An 18,847-nucleotide genomic window follows, 5' to 3' on the forward strand; every position below is an offset into this window, starting at 1 on the left:
GATCACCGGTCTACTTCAACACAGTTGCTCCCCGGGGAGCGATGCACTATTGCCCCCGTCGCCTTGCCGATGGCTGATGCCGCGGTCCGGTTGGGCCGCTCACATCACCGCAAGACTTGGCGCACAGACCCCGGGCGCCAGGACCACACGATTTCGCCGTACGCCGATCACACCGGTCGAGTGCGCGAGGTCCTCGCTCACGGCTCTCCGCCCTGCGAAGCCCTTCGCGCCGATGTGACCTGCGTCCACCGCCGCCCGGCCCGCGTGTCGTGACGATCGCGATACGCCCCTCTTGCTTGGGCGACACATACGCGATTTCCGAATTTCGGTAAAGCGGAATATTTTGGATGGCGCACGTTGACCCACGGCTTGGTGTTTCGCCCGGCGGGCAACGCAAGGTCTCGTAATCCGAATGAGCGAAGCGAGATCCGGGAATCTTGCCGTGCATCCCGAGTGTCGCTTCCGACTTCGCTCGCCGAGCTAGTGCATACAAGCCGCTCACCCGGTTACGAATTCAGTGCAAAGCGCAGGTGTGCCGCTAGTCCTCGCTCGAGGCGGCGGAGCGGTCGTTCAAATGGGCCTGCGACAGCAGGAAGAACAGCGCGCGTTCGCCTTGATATTTGGCGGACGGGCGCGTGCGCTCGAACCCGTCCGCAAATATCTTGCCGGACTGGTCGCACACTTGCCATCGCCAGCCAAACCGCTTGCGCCTTGTTAGGACCACTTCGAACATGCCGACGGGCCGGGCCCCCTGCTCATTACCGATGGCGCAGGCGTCGATGATCTGCGCATCCGACTGCGACATATAACCCAGCAGGATGGAAAGAGAATAAAAATTGATGATCGGAATTGAGCGTCCACCGGTGCGGTGAACTCGCGCTTCGGGAATAAGGCGCTGATGGCGGTGTTGCTTCGCGCCTCGAGACGCTGCTTGGCCGCGCAGGCCTATGGATTCAAAACACAGGAGCGGCAACAGTGAGCGTCTGCTCACCTATCGCAGAGGTAACGGAAGATGGTGCGCTTGTGCGCCATGTGAGAAGCGGAGGATCTTCGAGGCGCGAAGCCCAGCATCCGGACCAGACCACCACCGGCGGGCATCGCCGCCAGCATCACCGCGCGACGACCTCGACTTCGCCGTCGACGCCGTTCACGACGTTGAAGCCGCGCTCGTAGACCTTGCCCTCGTTCTTGGCGATGGCGCGGTATTCGCCTTCGGAGAGCACGACGCGCGGGAAGGCGCCGATCGATTCCTTGATGACGTCGCCGCCCGGGGTCAGCACCGACCAGGCGGTGTTGGCCAGCGCTTCCCCGCCCCTGTCGCTGACGAGCTTGAGCGTGATCACGGCAGCGCGGTGGGTGATGGTGACGTCGGTGAGCTTGCCGGCCTGGACGCGGATGTCGGAGCGCACCACAGAGTTGGCATCGCCATAGTTGGAGACGATGTAGTAGGTGCCCTCCGGTATCAGCACGACGTCGCCGGCGGCGACGTTCGGCACCAGGGAAGCCCGCTCGCCGGATTCGAACTGGCTGCCCTTGTAGATCGCGAACGAGATCTGGTTCTGCGGAATGCGGCTGGTGCCGACGCGGCCCTCGATGCGCAAGCCCCCGGCCGGCAGCACGAAGGATTCACGGTCGGTCTCCGCTTTCAGGCTGACGGTGCGCACCGCACTGACGAGGCCGAAGGCGACGTGCACGACGTAATTGCCCGGCGGCAGCACGATGTTGGGCGTGGCGTTGCGGTCCTCGCGGATCAGCTTGAAGGTGCCGTTCTCGTCGGGACGGTCGGCAAATACGCGCCAGACCAGGCCGCTGGTGATCGGCGGAGCATCCTTGCCGTATTTCGCGGTCAGCGACAGCACGCCCTGGCCGGGCACGGCCGCATTCAGCGGCGCGGCCGGCGGCACGGTCGTGACCGCGGGCGGCGGCATGGTGGGCGAAGTCGGCTGCATCAGGGTCGGCGGCAGGCTCAGCGGCCCGGCGCCTGCCCCCGAGGGCGGTGCCAGATTGATGGCGCCGCCGGGATCCGGCACCGACGCAGGGGGCACCGGCGGCGGACGATCGGAGAAAAGCTGCGCTTGCGCCGCGTTTTGGCCAAGGGAGACCGGGCCGAAGGACGCAAGGCACGCCGCAAGGGTCAGCGCCGGCAGCAGCCGATCGCTGCGCCGCCATCTGATGATGCCGTCACCCCCGCGTGTCATGTCCCTGCTTTTCACTGAAAACGCGGCAAATTCAAGCCTCAGGAACCCGCTGGAATACGGTCATTTGGAACCCGGTTGACGCCTGCGTGATTAGTCTCGCAGCAACCGTCCATCGCCATACTCCTGCCCTGTGCCCTTCCCAAAGCGGCATAAACCATGCTCTGCCCCGGTTCTGGCGGAGTGCCAGTGCGGTGCTTAGTCTAGTGATACGGGCCTGGCCCAGGGGAGTTTTTCAGTGCTGGACATCTTGAAGGGTCGGGGCGCGAACGGCTCGAATAGCGAGAAAGTCGGCTTGGGCAGCATCCGCCGGCCGGTCATCGGCCTTGCCCTCGGCGGCGGTGCGGCGCGCGGCTTCGCCCATATCGGCATCATCCGGACTCTGCTCGCCAACGGCATCGCGCCCGACGTCGTGGTCGGCACCTCGATCGGCGCGGTGGTCGGCGGCCTCTATGCGGCCGGCCAGCTCGATACGCTGGAAGAATGGGGCCGCAGCCTGCAAGGCATGCGCAACATCCTCGGCTATCTCGACATCCGCCTCAACGGCTCAGGCCTGATCGGCGGCGAGAAGCTGGCGACCCGGCTCGAGGAAGCGTGCGGCCGAACCCTGATCGAGGATCTCCCGATCAAGTTCGCGGCGGTCGCCACCGAGGTCCGCACCGGCCACGAGATCTGGCTGACGCGCGGGCGCGTGGTCGACGCGATGCGCGCCTCCTATGCGCTGCCCGGCATCTTCTCTCCCGTCCTGATCGGCGACCGCTGGCTGGTCGACGGCGCGCTGGTGAATCCGGTACCGGTCTCGGCGGCACGGGCGCTCGGCGCCGAAATCGTTATCGCGGCAAATCTTTCCAGCGATATCTTCACCTATTCGACGACGGTCTATTCCCACGGCGCGATGCCCGAACCGGTCGTGCCCGTGCCTGAGGAGACAACGTCAAAACGGCGCTTCCCGCGATTCTTCTCGCCTGAGAAAACGGTGAAGCGCGAGTTTTTCGGCGCAAGCAGCAGCCGCCCCGGCCTTTCGTCGGTGATGGTCGACGCCTTCAACATCATGCAGGACCGCATCACCCGCGCCCGCCTCGCCGGCGATCCACCTGATATGCTGATCACGCCGCGGGTCGGCCATTTCGGCTGGTTCGACTTCCACCGTGCCGATGACCTCATCGCCTTGGGCACCCGCGCCGCCGAGCGTGCGTTGGACTCCATTCAGGAAGCGATCCACGTGCTGGCGCCGCCGCCCGAAGGCGCGGCGCCCAAGATCAGCGAGTAAAGCCGCTCAAGCCGTCTTGATGTAGTCGCGCAGGGCTTCTTGCTCGGCCTCGTATTCCTGGACGCGGCGCTTGACGATGTCGCCGATCGAGATCAGGCCCACCACCTTGCCATTGTCGATCACGGGCAGATGGCGGAACTTGCCTGTGGTCATTATCTCCATGAGTTCGGCGACTGTGTCGGTCTCCTTGCAGGTGACCACCTTGCGGGTCATGACCTGAGTGACCGGCTCCTCCAGCACGCCGGCGCCGCGTTCGCCGAGCACGCGCACGATGTCGCGCTCGGACAGGATGCCTTCGAGCCGGCTCTGGTTCATCACCAGCACCGCGCCGATCTTCTTCTCACCGAGCAGCTTGATCGCGGCCGACAGCTTGGCGTCGGGCTCGACGCTCACGATCTGGTGGCCCTTGGTGTTGAGAATGGAACGTACCGTCATTGTCGCCTCCCTGAATCGGAGCCGTCCGCCCTTTGGCGATCCGGAACTTGTTCGCGAGTCTTCAACTAACAGTTTCAGCGCCGGTTTCACGCTCGGGCGCCTTGCGAAGCATTGCCTTGTTACCGTCTGAGCATGATCTCGCCGGAAAACCGCTACGCTTTTCCGGATCATGCTCGATCAGCTTGCAGCTTCGGAACATTCTTCTCGGGAATGATGGATGAATTCGGGCCGCGCCGCAAGCGCCGCTTCAAATACGGTCTGAGACGTCCCGTGATGACGCATCCGCAGCATCGCTTCGCATGCGCGGCACCGGATCGAACAGCGCAAACAGCAGCAGCCCCGCGAAGAAACCGCCGATATGGGCCTGCCAGGCCACGCTCGTGGTCTCAGCATCGATGCCAATTGCGCCAACGCCGAAGATGATGTTGACGCCGAACCAAACGCTGAGGAAGCCGACCACCCGTCCGTCGCGCAACGCGCGCGACAGCGGCAGCGCTGGAACCTTTGCGGCGGTATCGGCGTCCGAACGGCTGAACGATAGGAAGCTGCCGCGGGCGAACGCGAAGCGGATCGCCGCCGCCATCGCTCCCGACACCGAGGCCGACGCGCCGATCATCGGCGCCACCGCATGCTCATGGGTGACGAGATGGGCGAGCGCGCCGGCCGCCGCCGTCACCGCCATGAACACGAAGAACCTGATGGCGCCAAAGCGCCGCGCCAGCGCGCTGCCGAACGGCAGCAGCCACAGCACGTTAAAGCCGAGATGGGTCAAATTGGCGTGCAGCAGCGAATAGGTGACGAAGGTCCAGACCTTCGCACCCGCCCCGCCCGGAATCTGCAGATTGAGCAGCGAGGAATCGTAGCGCTTCGGGATGAAGCCGAAGACGTCGATGGTCCAGTTTTCGATCTCCGGCGGCAGCAGCACCCGCAGATGGATCAGCGCCAGCAGGGCGATATAGCCGGTCAGCGCCGCGGGCAACGTCAGGATCGGCTCGCGCGAAGCCTCCTCAACGACGGCCGGCACGTCCGTTTGAAAACCTTGCGGCGGAAAGTCTTGCGGGGAATCCAAGGCAGCTTCGCTTTCAGCGCGATCGGAGCGGTGCTTGGAGATAGTCGCCTTTGCCGGCCTTGCGCAAGTGCACAAAAGGAAATGGGAGGGCCCTGGGAAAAGCCCTCCCTGTCCGTGTTGTCGGCCTTCCGGTACCTTCCCGGGAATAAGGTGTATCCCCACCCCTCCCGCGGCCCGCGACCAAACTGTTTGACGCCCTGTGTACAGGCCTCGCCGAGAACCTGGAGAAAGCGGCGAAGCTTGCGACCGCGATCACCTTAGCAGGCAGGCTGGCGGTGCAAAGCGCATAGTTAATTTAACGTTAACAACGCAAAGACAGCCGCCGAGGAGCTGAAAACACCCCAGCGGCATGGACGCTGCAGATCCCCTCCTGCACAACAACGAAAGGGATCGCGGGTGCACTGAAGCGGGACAGGTTTGTCCCGGGAGGTTGCGCCCCCGAATAAGCGTCAGTCATGAAACATCCGTCGAGCCGCGAGTTCTTCGCGTATTGGGACAACAAGCGCGGCGCAGCGCGGGCGCCCGATCGGGCCGACATCGATCCGGCCGCCGTCCGCGACCTGCTCGGCGATATCTTCGTGCTGTCCTGCGAGCAGAAGCTCGGCTTCCCGTTCCGCGTCGCCGGCACGCGCGTCTGTGCGCTCGCCGGGGGCGATCTCAAGGACCGGAGCTTTGCGGCGCTATTCACGCAAGCCAGCCGCGGCGAGATCGAGGAGATCACCACGATCGTCGCCGACGAGACCTTGGGTGCGATTGCCGGCGTCACGGCTCAACGCGAAAACGGCAGCAAGGCGCATCTCGAGCTGCTGCTGCTGCCCTTCAATGCCCGCCCGCATACGCCTGTCAGCGTGACCGGCGTGCTCGCACCGTTCGACGACGAATGCGGCGTGCTCGGTGCCTTCACCCTCACCTCCTGGCGCTATCTGCATCAGCCGGAGAAACTGCTGCCGCGCGCGATCCGCAAATTGCAGATCGCACGCGGGCTGATGGTGTATGAGGGGCTGCGGTAGACTTCGAAAGCTCCTGCGCAGGTGCCGATCGCGCGATGGATCGTCGCGCGCGGCATGACCGTTTTTGCCGGATTTGCGTCATTCCCGAAGTCGTCCCAACCGGATAGTTTCCGCGCCGCGTGAGATGACGAGCGGGTGACATCATCATGAGCTGGCGCATTCTGGCATGGACCCTCCTTGGCAGCGTGGCATTGCTGGTGGCGATCGGCGGAACGTGGCTGCTCCTGCTGCCAGGCGCGCCGGCATCGGGAACCGCGCCTGCGATCTCCAAAGACGAAGCCGAGGCGACGCTGGCCGCGCTGAAACCGCCGAAGCGACAGCGCCCTCTGATCGCCATCGTCGGCATCAACGACATGAGCGAGACCACCGACTATCTGATGCCCTACGGCATCCTCGCGCGGGCGGACGTCGCCGACGTCCTCACCCTGGCGACGCAGCCGGGACCGGTCACGCTCTATCCCGCACTCAGGGTGCAGCCCCATGCGACCATCGCCGAGTTCGACGCCGCGCATCCCGACGGCGCCGACTACGTCATCGTGCCCGCGATGAGCCGCGACGACGACACAGTCGTCCTGCAGTGGATCAGGAGCCAGGCCGGCAAGGGCGCGATCGTGATCGGCGTCTGCGTCGGCGCCACGGTCGTTGCCAACACCGGGCTGCTCGACGGCAAGAGAGCCACGACGCATTGGTATTCGGTGCGCGACCTTCAGAAGCATTCGACGGTCCGCTATACGGCGGACCGCAGACTGGTCGTCGACCAGGGCGTCGTAACGACCACCGGCATCACCGCATCCATGCCGATGGCCCTCACCTTGATCGAGGCCATTGCCGGTCGGGCCAAGGCCGAGGCGGTCGCCCGCGACATCGGCCTTGCGGCGTGGGATGCGCGCCACCGCAGCGACGCGTTCAGCTTCACGCGCCCCTTCGCGCTGACGGCGATCGCGAACACGCTCGCCTTCTGGAACCGCGAGCAGCTCGGTATAGCGCTGACGCCAGGTGTCGACGAGGTCTCGCTCGCGCTGGTCGCCGATGCATGGTCGCGGACCTATCGCTCACGCGCCCTCACCTTCGCCGCCACGGCAGAGGCGCGCACGAGCCGCGGAGGCCTCGGCATCCTGCCGGACCGGATCGCGGACGATTGGCCTGCGCAGCAGGCGCTGCCGGGAGCCGGCACCTCGCCGCCGGCACAGGCGCTGGATGAAACGCTACGTGCGATCGATGCGCGCTACGGATCGCGCACGGCCGACTTCGTGGCGATGCAGCTGGAATATCTGAAGCTGGATTGATCTCAGCGCGATCTCGCTGCAACGTGACGTCCCTCCCCGCTCACGACTCACGCGGGCGTGAACCCACCTGCTCGAACCAGTTTCAACCAGCCTCCGTCGAAGAACCGTGCGGGCCGTTCTGGTCTCGCCGAACCGAGACTGGAGACTTTCCATGAAACTCACATTGCCGAAAGTTGCTTTGATTGCCTTTGTTGCGGCGACCGCGTTCATCGCGACCAGTGTCAACGCCGCGCAGTACCGCACATACGGCTGCGAGTTCGCCTTGTTCGAGGGCTGTGGCAGCCTGATCGAGATGCCGAATCAAGGCGGACGACGCGTCGTCACCCATCGCGACACCTCGCCGACTTACATGAAGCAGACCGATCCTCGCTATAGCTCCGCGATGCGTGATGCCGGTGGCAGTGGCGGCGGTGGTGGTGGTGGGGGCAGCGGTGGCCGCTGAGCTCACGCCTCTCTCTTCAGATGATGTCGCCAGTAGATGATGTCGCCAGTGCAATCCGGCGGCATCATTGCTGCCTGACCTGAATGGCGGACGCTCAACCTCGCCGTTTCTTCCTCGCCTTCTTCTTCCCCGGCGCGCCCTTCACGGGCCACGGCATGACCGAAGGCTCCGCGTGGCCCTGTTTGCTCTTATGCTTCTTTTGCTTCCCGAAAGAAGCAGCCTCGCCGAATTTCGGGCCACGCTCGCCGTGAGACGTGCTGCGCGGCTTGAATGCACCTGCCTCGCGCGCGCGATCGCTCTGACGCTCACGGTGATCATCGTCAGCGGCCTCGCGCCTAGGCGCATATGACCGCTCCTGCGAAGCCGCCTGCCGCTGCGGCCCGTCCGCCATCGGCTCGATGCGGATGCTGTCTTCCTTGTCCGGACGCTTGATCTTGGCAGCGAAGGAGTCCGCGACCCGCTCGGAAATCTCGAACTCGGTGGTGGTGTCCATGATCTTGATGGCGCCGATGTCGCCCTTGTCGATGCCGCCGCGGCGGCAGATCATCGGCAGCAGCCAGCGCGCCTCCGCGTTCTTGCGCCGGCCGATGGCGGCGCGGAACCAGACGCTGCCCTCGGCCATGCGATGTTTCGACGAGGACTTCCCGGATTTTGCTCGTGGCTTGCCGGGGCGATCGCCGCCGCCTTCACCTTCAAACCTGTCACGACCGCGATCTTCGCGCGGCTTGCCGCTGCGCTCGCCGGGATCGATGATGTCCTCGGGCGAGGGCAGCCGTGCCCGATAGAGCCGCGCCAACGCGGCGGCGATATCCTCGGGCGAACGCTCGGCCAGCAACGCCTGCGCCAGCACCAGATCGTCGGCGGTCGTCTCCTCGGTGAACAACACATCCTTCATGCGCGCGTGATCGAGCTTGCGGATCTCCTCCGCCTGCGGCGCCGTACCCCAGATGGCCTCGATGCCCGAGAGATTGAGCAGCAATTCCGCACGCCGGCGTCGTGCCGGCGGCACCAGGAGGACGCTCGTGCCCTTTCGTCCCGCACGTCCGGTTCGGCCCGAGCGGTGCTGCATGACTTCGGCGTCATTGGGCAGATCGGCATGGATGACGAGGTCGAGGCTCGGCAGGTCGATACCGCGGGCGGCGACGTCGGTCGCGACGCAGACGCGGGAGCGTCCGTCCCGGAGCGACTGCAGCGCCATGGTGCGTTCGTTCTGGGTCAATTCGCCTGACAGGGCGACCACGGAGAAGCCGCGCTCGAGCAGCGCCGCCTGCAAATGCCTCACGGCATCGCGCGTGCTGCAGAACACCAGCGCGCTCGGCGCCTCGTGGAATCGCAGCACGTTGACGACCGCGTGCTCGACGTCGGCGGGCGCGATCCGGATCGCGCGGTACTCGATATCGGCGTGGCCGCCTTCGTCGCCAGCGACCTCTATCCGGAGCGCGTCGCGTTGATATTGCCTGGCCAGTGCGACGATGCCGCGCGGAAACGTCGCCGAGAACAACAGGGTGCGGCGCGCCTCAGGCGTGGTCTCGAGGATGAACTCCATGTCCTCGCGAAAGCCGAGATTGAGCATCTCGTCGGCTTCGTCGAGCACGACCACCTTCAATTCCGAGATGTCGAGACGGCTTCGGCGCAAATGATCGCAGAGGCGGCCGGGCGTGCCGACGACGATATGGGCGCCGGCGGCCAGTTCGCGCTGCTCGCGGCGCGGATCCATGCCGCCAACACAGGAGACGACCCGCCCGCCCGTATGCCCGTAGAGCCATGCAAGCTCGCGCTGAACCTGCAAGGCAAGTTCGCGGGTCGGCGCCACGATCAGCGCGAGCGGCGCGCCGGCCTGCGCGAACCGCTCGGCGTCACCGAGCAGGTCCCTGGCCATGGCAAGGCCATAAGCCAGGGTCTTGCCGGAGCCGGTCTGGGCCGAGACCAGGAGGTCGCGGCCAGAGGCCTCGTCCGCGAGCACGGCGAGCTGAACGGGAGTCGGGGAATCATAGTTCCGCTCGCCCAAAGCGCGGGCGAGCGGCGGGGTCAGGGCCGGAAAAGACACGGGATGGAGAACCTTGGTTAATTCAGGCGCGCAAACGGTGAACCGGCGGACCTGAGCTCGCGTGCGCGGCAAACGGCCCGGCCGCACGCCGGATGTGATCTGGGCGCTCTTTACGCCAAGTGCGCTGAAATCACCATGCCTATGATGCATGGCCTGCCAGAGAACCGCGCCTGAAGGTCGCAAGGATTTGCCAGCCGGCAATTGCTTGGCGCGCGTCTAATCCCTGGAGGTCGCCAGCTTGCTGAAGCTGCCGACCAGCTTCGCCCTCGCCCGCGCAACAATGTCTCTTGCTGCAAAGGTCAAGGCGCGGACGGCGCGCCAGGCTTCGGTTGCCTGCAGCCACGCCTTCACGTCGGCAAACTTGCCATAGGTCCAGGCGAATGCCGGAATCCGCATCAGCTTGTCCCGCGTGAGATGGAACAGGCGCTCGACCAGAACGAGCTTGAGCAGCTCGCCGATGATGAAGGTCGCTGCGCCGCTCAGGACCTGGCCAGTTGCGGCAAGGTAGGCTGCCAGGGGCTTGATCGGCTCCAGAATGATCACGGGTACGGAAAACAAGGCGAGCGAAGGATAGGGCGGCAGCGACCTGATCCAGGCCCGCAATCGCGCGAATTGGAGGTGCCGCTCGACCCAGCGCGAAATTGGCCGCGCCACGGCCATGAAAACCGCGTCCACAAGGAAGTAGACGGCGGCCAGGACGTAAGTGACGGGTTTCAGAATTCGCTTCACGGCACCTCTCCCGTGAACTGAAAGCCGGAACTTGGGCCTAAGTTTCACCGCAGCATGAAGAGTTCGCGAATTCCCGATGGAACTTTCTGGGCGGTTCAGATCTCCGCATAGATCTCAAGCAAATTTCCATCGGGGTCGCGGAAGAACAGCGTGCGATGGCCGAAGGACTGGTTGGTCGGCGGCGACAGCAGCGCCACGCCCCGCCGCACGAGTTCGTCGGCGCACGCATCGACCTCAGTTGCCGACACCTTGAAGGCCAGTTGCAGCGAAGCGCTGCCCGGCGGCGTCGGCGCATCAGCGGCGGTCCGGCTCGGCCGTGCCAGCGCCAGCGTGTTGCTGCCGAGGCCGTACTCGATCCAGCTCGGCGAAAGCTCGCGCAGCAGGGACAAGGCGAGCACGTCTTCGTAGAAGCGCCGCATCGCCGCCATGTCGCGCACGAAGATGACGGTGTAGTCGATCGCGCGGATGGCGCTGAACGGCGAGCGGGGCTGGTTCGGTTCGAGGGTCGGTTCGTTGGTCATCTCGTCATTCATTCCAAACCCCGACTCGTAGCCCCGCAAGGCGCCAACGGTCGGCGCAAAGCGCCACCCGCTTGACGGGGAACATGACCTACTCCACCAGCTCCGGCCACGGCACGATGGTCGACTTCACCGTCTTCATCGCCATCGCGTCCTGGACCGCCTGCGCGACGCCCGCTTCCGTGAACGGATAAATCGTCTGCATCTTCAGCCAGGGATACTTGTCGCGCGTCCGGTACAGCATGTCGACGCCGAGCGGCAGATCGTTGCCGGTGAAGCCCCAGGATCCCAGCACGTTGAGGTCCTTGGTGCAGATCCGGTGCCAGGAGGTCTCGATCGAGCCGGCGTCGGTGAACTGGCCCATCTCGACATAGGTGCCGCCGTCGCGCAGCATCTCGATGCCTTCGGGGCCGGCTGAGGGGTGTCCCGAGCAATCCATCACGAGATCAGCGCCGAAGCCGCCGACGATGTCGCGCACGCGTGCGATGCGATCTTGCGGCGACTTCAGTTCCTCGATGTTGACGGTCGCCTCCGCGCCGAATTCGCGGGCGAGCTTGAGCCGCGGCTGCTCCGGCGCGCCGACGCAGATCACGCGCCCTGCCCCCATCTCCTGCGCGGCTGCGACCGCCAGAATGCCGATCGGGCCGGAGCCCTGGATCACCACGGTATCGCCCCAGGAAAAACCGCCGGCGCGGATCGCGCGATTGAAGGCGCGGATGCAGGACGTCAGCGGCTCGGACAGCGCGCCCAGCCGCAGCGACATGTCGTCGGGCAGCTTGTAAATTTTGGTGCCCGGCAGCATGTCGAGATCGACATAGACATATTCGGCCCAGCCGCCCCACATGTGAGGCGCCTTCTCGAAGCCGAGATAGCGGCCGTAATAGACCGGCGTCAGGCACTTGTTGGCGACTTGCGGATAATGGATGCAGTAATAGCAGCGGCCGCAGGGCATCAGCGGCGGGATCATCACCTTCGAGCCGACCTTCAGCGGCTTGCTCATGAAGTCCTCGGTGAACTCGTCGCCGCATTCGACGATGACACCGCCGAGCTCGTGGCCGAGCGTGAACGGCCACGGCAGCGGTTTCGGCCAATGTCCCTTGAGAATATGCAAATCGGTGCCGCAGACCCCGCAGGCGCCGACCTTGATCAGCGCCGCCTTGCGGCCGACCTTCGGCCACGGCACGGTGCGGATGACAGGCTCCGAGCCCGGTCCTGCGTGGGTGCAGACGCGGATGGATTCCATGGCTGTGTCCTCGCTGCCCGTCTGTTATGATTGATTGGTGCGGGCGTGAGGCGAAACGTATGTGAGATGCACCGTTGTGCCAAGCGCGAGTCTCGTAGCCCGCATGCAGCAGAGCGGAATGCGGGCTCGGCGGCCCCGGATTGCGCTGCACGCCATCCGGGCTATGATCGAGGAGAATGCCGATGCTGCGTGACTATCAGCCGGCGGATGCGGAAGCGGTCAGGCGCGTCGCTCTCGCCGCCTTCGCGCAATTCGAGCAGGACTATTCCGACTGGCCGACGTTTACAGCCAATGTCGCGAAGATAACGGCGCTTTCCAGGACGGGCGAGATCATCGTCGCCGAAGACGGTGGTGAGATCGTCGGCGCCGTGGCCTATATCGGCCCACGGCAGCCAAAGCCGCCGTTCTTCGATCCGGCCTGGCCGATCATCCGCATGCTGGTGGTCGACCCCTTCGCGCGCGGCAAGGGCATTGGCCGGCAACTCACGGAAGAATGCGTTCGCCGCGCCGAGCGCGACCAGTCGCCGATCATCGCACTGCATACGACGCCGATCATGACGGTCGCTCTGCCGATGTATCTGCGGATGGGATTCGAGAAAGTGCGCGAGGCGCCGGATATCTCTGGCGTGCCTTATGCGGTCTACGTCAAGGCACTGGCGTAAGGCCGCACACGCAAACCTGTCGCATACTTCCCGCAGTCAGCGGTCTGCGATCGAAATCACCGAAGCGCGCGATGACGCGCAGGCCGCCCGAGGCCACGAGCAACGGCATCTCCTGCGGGAAGATGCAGCGCATCGGCAAGGCGGCTTGCCAAAAGTCCATCTCCGTCTCGCTCGACCAGTACCAATCAACGTGCCTGATCTGGGTGAGCGGGTCGTAGCTCGCAGTCTCCTCGACAGTGATCGCGCCAAGACCGTCGTGGACCACCGCGCCGATCAACTCGCGCTTGTTGGGATCAGAGTTGAGTATGGCGATATTGGGCAGGAAGGCGTCGAACACCAACCGACCCTTCGGCGATAGGTGTCTGCCGACCGATCCGAAGAAGCCTTTCAAGTCGTCGAGGCTATGCAGGTGGAGGATCGAGTTCATGGCAACGATGATGGTGTCGAACGTTCGCCCGCCGAGATCGAAATCGCGCATGTCCAGCTGGATGAGATCGAGCTCGACCGCCTGCGCCTTTGCGTTCTTCCGCGCGCGATCGAGCATCTCCGGCGACAAATCGCCTCCGACCACCTCAAGCCCGGCTTGCGCCAGCGGAATGGTCAGGCGACCGCTGCCGCACGCGAGATCGAGCACGCGGCCGCCGCGTTCGCTTGCGATCTCGACATAAAAGCGTTCGAGGATCGGCTCTCGCGGCGCCATCAAATCGTAGAGGTCAGGGCGGTCGTAGAGGCTGTTCTGTTCCATGAAGGCAATTGTACAGGATAATCTCGTGAGCGGCACGAGGTGACTTGTCCCCGGACCGCGCGCTGGTGATCGCGCTGCATACGAGGCCGAGCAACCCTCTCACACACCCAATTGTCTTGAGCGCTCGCCAGCGACCGTGTAAGGCCCGAGCAGTCCACCAAGGTGCTCGCTTGAACCCCCTCCCCCAGAATCCCTTGGCCGCGTCCGGCTCGTTCGCGGCGATGAAGTCCGTGCCCTACCGTCTCCAGTTCACGGCTTACGTGCTGGCGATGATGGCCGACAATATCGAGCATTTGATCAGCTATTGGGTGGTGTTCCAGAAATTCCATTCGCCGGCGCTGGCGGGCTTTGCGGTGCTGTCGCACTGGCTGCCGTTCCTATTGTTCTCGGTCGCGGTCGGCGGGCTCGCGGACCGGTTCGATCCGCGACGCATCATCCAGTGCGGCATGGTGCTGTTCATCGTGGCATCGAGCGGCTGGGGCTTCTTCTTTCTCACCGATACTATCCAGATGTGGCACGCGATGCTGCTGCTGGTGATCCATGGCTGCGCCGGCGTGTTGTGGCAGACGCCGAACCAGCTGCTGCTCTACGACCTCGTCGGCCCCGCCGATCTGCCGAGCGCAGTACGGCTGAACGCGATGGCACGCTATCTCGGCATCCTGGTCGGGCCTGCCGTTGGCGGCATCATCATGCTCAGCCTCGGCACCTCGCACGGCATCATCTTCAACACGCTGTTCTATCTGCCGATGCTGCTGTGGCTGTTCTGGGCGCCGATGCGCGACAAGAGCATCGCCATGCGGCGCTTCGCGGTGCGCGGCCTTGCCGACATCGTGCTGACGATGCGCGCGATCGGCACGCAGCCGGTGCTGTCAGCGATGACGTGGCTCGCCGGCCTCACCTCCTTCATGATCGGCAACGCCTATCATGCCCAGATGCCGGGCTTTGCCGGCGATCTCGGCCATGGCGATCCCGGCGTCTCCTACAGCATGCTGCTCGCGGCCGACGCGGCCGGAGCGCTGCTCGCCGGCATCGCGCTGGAATCCTGGGGGCGTCTCAAGGGCACGCCGCGCACCGCGATCATGCTGGCGATGTGCTGGAGCGGGGCGCTGCTCGGCTTCGCTTTGGTGCGGATCTATCCGGCCGCGATCGTGCTGCTATTCTGCGCGGGCTTCTTCGAGCTGTCGTTCAACACCATGGCGCAGGCGCTGGTGCAGCTGAACGCACCGTCCGACATCCGCGGCCGCGTCGTCGGCCTTTACAACATGGCCGGCCTCGGCATGCGCGCCTTCAGCGGCATCACGGTCGGACTATCAGGCGCGGCGATCGGCATTCACTGGTCGCTCGGGCTCTCGGCCGCCGTGCTGCTCGCAGGGCTGTGTCTTCTCTATCGGCGGCGGGTGCGAGAGGCTTGACCGGCTCAGCCCGGCTGGGGTGCGCGGACGGGCCTGCCCGCCCTTGATGTGGCTTTTCCAGCGCATTGTGTCTGTCCGTGTCCGGCGGGCCCGATCCTAACGCGGCATTAACCCTATGCACCTTAGGGTCGTCCCGGACTCCGCCCGGGCGGGGGGTCGGGTGTTGGAAATGGCGTTGGCGAACAAAAAATTTCTTCCGGCCGCCGAGGAGCGTCGGCGTTTCCAGCGGGTGAAAGTGCACCTGCTCGGCCGTTACATGCTGCCGGACCGCCGCGAATTCCCCTGCCAGGTGATCAACATGTCGCCGGGCGGGCTGGCACTGCTGGCCCCCGGCATCGGCAATGTCGGCGACCGCGTCGTCGCCTATCTCGACCATATCGGCCGCGTCGAGGGCAAGATCACCCGGATCATCGACAATGGCTTCGCCATGACGATCGGTGCGACACCGCGGAAGCGCGACAAGCTTGCGGCCCAACTGACCTGGCTCGCCAACCGCGACATCCTCAATCTGCCGGAAGACCGCCGCCACGACCGTATCGTGCCGCGCAACCCGATCGCGGTGCTGACGCTCGAGGATGGCACCAAGATGACCTGCCGCATCATCGACCTGTCGCTGTCGGGCGCCGCGATCGCCGCGGAGAACCGCCCGCCGCTGAAATCGACGGTTCTGCTCGGCCGGGTCCAGGGCCGGGTGGTCCGAAACCTCGAAGACGGCTTCGCCCTGGAGTTCATGCACGAGCAGCCGGCCGAGACACTCGAAGAGAGCGTTACCGCCCGGTAAAGCGCAACGACCCCAAAACCACTGCATTTCCGGCCTCGAAGGCGGCCTCCGTGATGCGGACGCCGCCTTTTTCGTGCGTTGCGACCGGCCCCCCGCGGGTTAACGCAAGGGTTGCAGCTGCGCGCAAACGACGGCTTCAGCAGCGTTTGCCGCGTTAATAGATAAAAATTGAATCAATTGCAGTCATTTCAAACTTTATGAGAATTCGATTCAAGTATAGTTCGAATTCGACGCGCGTTTTACTTGCATTCGTCTCGACTTGACTTGGATGACTTAGCGGCAACTCAAAAGCTCCGTGCGAAATGTGGTCCCAACAAGAAACGGGGGCCGCAATGTTTGATTTCAGGGGACAGGGGAAAGGGCTGGCGCTGGCTGCCATGCTCTTCGGATTTAGCGCGGCAGCGCAGGCCGGCGAAGGCCGCCTGCTCTACGCGAGCCTCGGCGACACCACGCGTGCGCCGATCGGCTGGGTCGAGTTCTGTGCGGACAATGCCGCTCAGTGCCAGGGCGGGCCGACGCAGGCACGCGATATCGTGATGTCGCAGGCTGCATGGCGCGACCTCATCAAGGTCAATCGCTGGGTCAACGAGACCGTGAAGCCTTTGACCGACCAGGAGCACTGGGGCGTGATCGAGAAGTGGTCGCTGCCCTCAGACGGTTACGGCGACTGTGAAGACTACGTGCTGTTGAAGCGCAAGATGCTGATCGATGCCGGATGGCCGCGCGAGGCCCTGCTCATCACCGTCGTGCGCGACAAGAAGGGCGAAGGTCACGCGGTGCTGACGGTGAAGACCGACAAGGGCGAGTTCGTTCTCGACAATCAGAACGAGAACGTCCTTGCCTGGACGGAGACCGGCTACCGCTTCGTCAAGCGCCAGTCGCAGAGCGATCCCAACGTCTGGGTCTCGCTGGGCGATACCAAGCCGGCGGTCTCGACCGCCAGCGCGAGAGATTGATCGTTCACCCAAGGAAAGAGTCACGCGGCCCGGTCACATCCCCACCCCTCCCCGTCCCAGACCGGTTCGCGCGCGGCCAGGCTTCCCCCAAAGCCTGGCCGCAACTTTTTGAGGGAATTGCCGCTCACTCCGCGGCTTCGAGATTAGCGGGCCTATCGACCTCGCCGAGCGGTGACACGGCAGGACCATTGAGCGCCGTGCCGTCAGGCGCGAACTGCGAGCCGTGACAGGGACAATCCCAGCACTGCTCCAGCGCATTCCAGTGCACGACGCAGCCGAGATGGGTGCAGCTGGCCGAGTGCAGATGCAGACGTCCGTTGCGGTCCCGGCAAGCGGCAATCTTCTTCAGGCCGCTGCGGACGAGACGCCCCTCGCCCGGCCGCAGCCGTTCGACGCTCGCAATCTCGCTCGCCGCAAGATACTCCGCAAAATTCTTCAGCGGGGTGATGTTCTCACTGATGAACTCGCCGATGTTCTTCTGGATCTTCCGTGACGGGGCGTAGATCTCTTGCCACGGGCTCGCACCCGTCGTGATCAGATCCGTCACCAAAAGGCCGGCGACGAGCCCATTCGTGATCCCCTGCCCGGAATCGCCGCTGACGATGAACAGATGCTCCTCGCCGGGGCTGCGGCCGATGAAGCCGGCGAAATCAACCGGCTCCAGCACCTGGCCGGACCAGCGATGAGTGACCTCGCGCAAACCGGGCAAGCGATCGCGGGCCCAGCGCTCGAGCGCGTCAAGGCGCTGTGCGCCGTCGTTCGCTTCGCCCGATTTATGATCTTCGCCGCCGATGATCACGATGTCCTCGTCGGCAGAGAACGGCTGGAGCCGGACATAATGATAGGGATCGAGCGTATCCCAATAGAGCGCATCCTCCAGCGCGCCGGCCGCAATCTTCGCCGCAAGCGCATAGGTGCGGTAAGGCGCCTGCTTGGTGTGGATCGCCACCTGCACATTGACGGGCGAGTTCGTCGCGACCACCACGTCGGCGGCGTGGACCTCGTGACCCGAGGCCGTCGTCACGACCATGTCGCCGTGGCGTTGACCGATGCTCTCAACACAGGTGTTGCTAAAGAGCCGCACACCCCGCCGCTCGAGTGCACGCGCTAACCCCGCGAGATATTTGGTCGGGTGCATGCGCGCCTGGCTTTGAAAGCGCAGCGAACGCACCTGGCCCTTGGCATGGAACGGGGTTGGCTCGATGCAATTCTCGACGGGAATTCCGAGCTTGCCACAGCAATCCAATTCCTTGTCCAGCTCCGATGCGGGCGTTTCGGACGCCAGCACCCAGTAACCGTCGACGCGTCGAAAATCACAATCGATGTGCTCGGCACCCTGGATGGCCTCGGCGCGATCGATCGCGGCAGCAACGCTCTGATAGTAGCGGAGCGCGCAATCAAGCCCGCGCACCCTCACCAACTCGTCGTAACCGTCGTCGAGCGCGGTGGCCAGGTGGGCAGTGGTCCGCGCCGTCATCCCGCTGCCGATGCCGCCGCGGTCCAGCACCACGACCGAGCGTCCATGGCTGGCGAGCTCATAGGCGACCGACAGCCCGGCAATTCCAGAACCGACAATGACGACGTCCGTACCCATCGTACCGGATAGCGCCGGGGCGTCGGCAACCGAAACATCCATCCAGAGCGATCGGGTGTGCTCGTCTCGTACATTCATGACACTACTCCTCGAAGCAACAAACGATGCGACGGGACGAGGGTTCCTCTCCGACCGCCGGCGAGCGGAAATGCCATTGAAGATCACCACATTCATTAGGAACCTTCATCGCGCTCGCGCTTGAAACCGCATGAAAAATCCATCACCCGGAATGCGCAGGGCGTTACGTCAAGCCCAATTGTACGGACACCTGCTCGTCCGGAATGACAGGCTGTATTACCCAGGAGGCAATCATCCGATCTGCTCGATCCAGCTTGCACGCGAGATGGTCAGGTCAGGATGGATGACCAAGCAGGACGGCGAATACGAGATCACGCCTGACGGGCAGCTTGCCGCCGAAAGCGAGTACAGTCGCTGATGCGCTCGCTGGGGTCC

Annotated in this window: 19 protein-coding genes; 9 read left to right on the forward strand and 10 right to left on the reverse strand. The window is 64.5% G+C overall.

From position 1 onward, the window contains the following. Nucleotides 1-538 precede the first annotated feature (538 nt). Nucleotides 539-973: a hypothetical protein gene (locus IVA92_RS15100; RefSeq protein WP_247280041.1), complete on the reverse strand. Its 435-nt coding sequence runs from the start codon at nucleotides 971-973 to the stop codon at nucleotides 539-541. Nucleotides 974-1,109: 136 nt separating this feature from the next. Beyond that, nucleotides 1,110-2,198: a hypothetical protein gene (locus tag IVA92_RS15105; RefSeq protein WP_247280042.1), complete on the reverse strand. Its 1,089-nt coding sequence runs from the start codon at nucleotides 2,196-2,198 to the stop codon at nucleotides 1,110-1,112. Between the two features lie 235 nt (nucleotides 2,199-2,433). Between IVA92_RS15105 and IVA92_RS15110 the strand changes: the two genes are divergently transcribed. After that, nucleotides 2,434-3,465 (forward strand): patatin-like phospholipase family protein, encoded by a 1,032-nt coding sequence (locus IVA92_RS15110; protein ID WP_247280043.1) that lies wholly within the window; start codon nucleotides 2,434-2,436, stop codon nucleotides 3,463-3,465. A gap of 6 nt (nucleotides 3,466-3,471) precedes the next feature. Here the strand turns inward: IVA92_RS15110 and IVA92_RS15115 are convergent, their stop codons facing one another. Continuing rightward, entirely contained in the window at nucleotides 3,472-3,900 is a 429-nt protein-coding gene (locus tag IVA92_RS15115) for a CBS domain-containing protein (RefSeq protein WP_247280044.1), read from the reverse strand. Between the two features lie 247 nt (nucleotides 3,901-4,147). After that, nucleotides 4,148-4,969 (reverse strand): rhomboid family intramembrane serine protease, encoded by an 822-nt coding sequence (locus IVA92_RS15120; protein ID WP_247280045.1) that lies wholly within the window; start codon nucleotides 4,967-4,969, stop codon nucleotides 4,148-4,150. 455 nt (nucleotides 4,970-5,424) lie between these two features. On the opposite strand from IVA92_RS15120, the gene IVA92_RS15125 reads away from it, so the two are divergent. From IVA92_RS15125 to IVA92_RS15135, 3 genes are all read left to right on the forward strand, one after another. Beyond that, on the forward strand, nucleotides 5,425-5,979 hold the full coding sequence (locus IVA92_RS15125; protein ID WP_247280046.1) for a PAS domain-containing protein: 555 nt from the start codon (nucleotides 5,425-5,427) through the stop codon (nucleotides 5,977-5,979). Nucleotides 5,980-6,125: 146 nt separating this feature from the next. Next, complete coding sequence (locus tag IVA92_RS15130) at nucleotides 6,126-7,265, forward strand: DJ-1/PfpI family protein (RefSeq protein ID WP_247280047.1); 1,140 nt, start codon at nucleotides 6,126-6,128, stop codon at nucleotides 7,263-7,265. Between the two features lie 151 nt (nucleotides 7,266-7,416). After that, nucleotides 7,417-7,707 carry a hypothetical protein gene (locus IVA92_RS15135; protein WP_247280048.1) on the forward strand — a complete coding sequence of 97 codons (291 nt, stop codon included), beginning with the start codon at nucleotides 7,417-7,419 and terminating at the stop codon, nucleotides 7,705-7,707. Nucleotides 7,708-7,801: 94 nt separating this feature from the next. Here IVA92_RS15135 and IVA92_RS15140 read toward each other — a convergent pair whose 3' ends face one another. The 4 genes from IVA92_RS15140 to IVA92_RS15155 all read right to left on the reverse strand — a co-directional run bounded on the left by IVA92_RS15140 (nucleotide 7,802) and on the right by IVA92_RS15155 (nucleotide 12,244). After that, nucleotides 7,802-9,754, reverse strand: coding sequence for a DEAD/DEAH box helicase (locus IVA92_RS15140; RefSeq protein ID WP_247280049.1), 1,953 nt, complete (start codon nucleotides 9,752-9,754; stop codon nucleotides 7,802-7,804). A gap of 216 nt (nucleotides 9,755-9,970) precedes the next feature. Next, complete coding sequence (locus IVA92_RS15145) at nucleotides 9,971-10,483, reverse strand: hypothetical protein (RefSeq protein WP_247280050.1); 513 nt, start codon at nucleotides 10,481-10,483, stop codon at nucleotides 9,971-9,973. Between the two features lie 95 nt (nucleotides 10,484-10,578). Next, nucleotides 10,579-11,004 (reverse strand): VOC family protein, encoded by a 426-nt coding sequence (locus IVA92_RS15150; protein WP_247280051.1) that lies wholly within the window; start codon nucleotides 11,002-11,004, stop codon nucleotides 10,579-10,581. Nucleotides 11,005-11,092: 88 nt separating this feature from the next. Then, nucleotides 11,093-12,244 carry a zinc-binding dehydrogenase gene (locus IVA92_RS15155; protein ID WP_247280052.1) on the reverse strand — a complete coding sequence of 384 codons (1,152 nt, stop codon included), beginning with the start codon at nucleotides 12,242-12,244 and terminating at the stop codon, nucleotides 11,093-11,095. A gap of 182 nt (nucleotides 12,245-12,426) precedes the next feature. Here IVA92_RS15155 and IVA92_RS15160 point away from each other — a divergent pair, with 182 nt between their 5' ends. After that, the gene (locus IVA92_RS15160; RefSeq protein ID WP_247280053.1) at nucleotides 12,427-12,906 is read left to right on the forward strand and encodes a GNAT family N-acetyltransferase; all 480 of its coding nucleotides are present in this window, start codon (nucleotides 12,427-12,429) and stop codon (nucleotides 12,904-12,906) included. Here IVA92_RS15160 and IVA92_RS15165 read toward each other — a convergent pair. Beyond that, nucleotides 12,890-13,651, reverse strand: coding sequence for a class I SAM-dependent methyltransferase (locus IVA92_RS15165; protein WP_247280054.1), 762 nt, complete (start codon nucleotides 13,649-13,651; stop codon nucleotides 12,890-12,892). The two genes, IVA92_RS15160 and IVA92_RS15165, sit on opposite strands and share 17 nt — an antisense overlap. 170 nt (nucleotides 13,652-13,821) lie before the next feature. Between IVA92_RS15165 and IVA92_RS15170 the strand changes: the two genes are divergently transcribed. The 3 genes from IVA92_RS15170 to IVA92_RS15180 all read left to right on the forward strand — a co-directional run bounded on the left by IVA92_RS15170 (nucleotide 13,822) and on the right by IVA92_RS15180 (nucleotide 16,800). Then, entirely contained in the window at nucleotides 13,822-15,063 is a 1,242-nt protein-coding gene (locus tag IVA92_RS15170; RefSeq protein ID WP_256464566.1) for an MFS transporter, read from the forward strand. A 169-nt stretch (nucleotides 15,064-15,232) separates the two neighbouring features. Then, nucleotides 15,233-15,844 carry a PilZ domain-containing protein gene (locus IVA92_RS15175; RefSeq protein ID WP_026312634.1) on the forward strand — a complete coding sequence of 204 codons (612 nt, stop codon included), beginning with the start codon at nucleotides 15,233-15,235 and terminating at the stop codon, nucleotides 15,842-15,844. Between the two features lie 332 nt (nucleotides 15,845-16,176). Further along, nucleotides 16,177-16,800, forward strand: a complete 624-nt coding sequence (locus IVA92_RS15180; RefSeq protein WP_247280055.1) for a transglutaminase-like cysteine peptidase — start codon at nucleotides 16,177-16,179, stop codon at nucleotides 16,798-16,800. 124 nt (nucleotides 16,801-16,924) lie between these two features. On the opposite strand, the gene IVA92_RS15185 is transcribed toward IVA92_RS15180, so the two are convergent. Next, the gene (locus IVA92_RS15185) at nucleotides 16,925-18,472 is read right to left on the reverse strand and encodes an FAD-dependent oxidoreductase (protein ID WP_247280056.1); all 1,548 of its coding nucleotides are present in this window, start codon (nucleotides 18,470-18,472) and stop codon (nucleotides 16,925-16,927) included. A 130-nt stretch (nucleotides 18,473-18,602) separates the two neighbouring features. On the opposite strand from IVA92_RS15185, the gene IVA92_RS15190 reads away from it, so the two are divergent. After that, nucleotides 18,603-18,830 carry a hypothetical protein gene (locus tag IVA92_RS15190; RefSeq protein ID WP_247280057.1) on the forward strand — a complete coding sequence of 76 codons (228 nt, stop codon included), beginning with the start codon at nucleotides 18,603-18,605 and terminating at the stop codon, nucleotides 18,828-18,830. Nucleotides 18,831-18,847 lie beyond the last annotated feature (17 nt).

The sequence above is a fragment of the Bradyrhizobium sp. 154 genome (genome assembly GCF_023073875.1).
Taxonomy (GTDB): Bacteria; Pseudomonadota; Alphaproteobacteria; order Rhizobiales; family Xanthobacteraceae; genus Bradyrhizobium.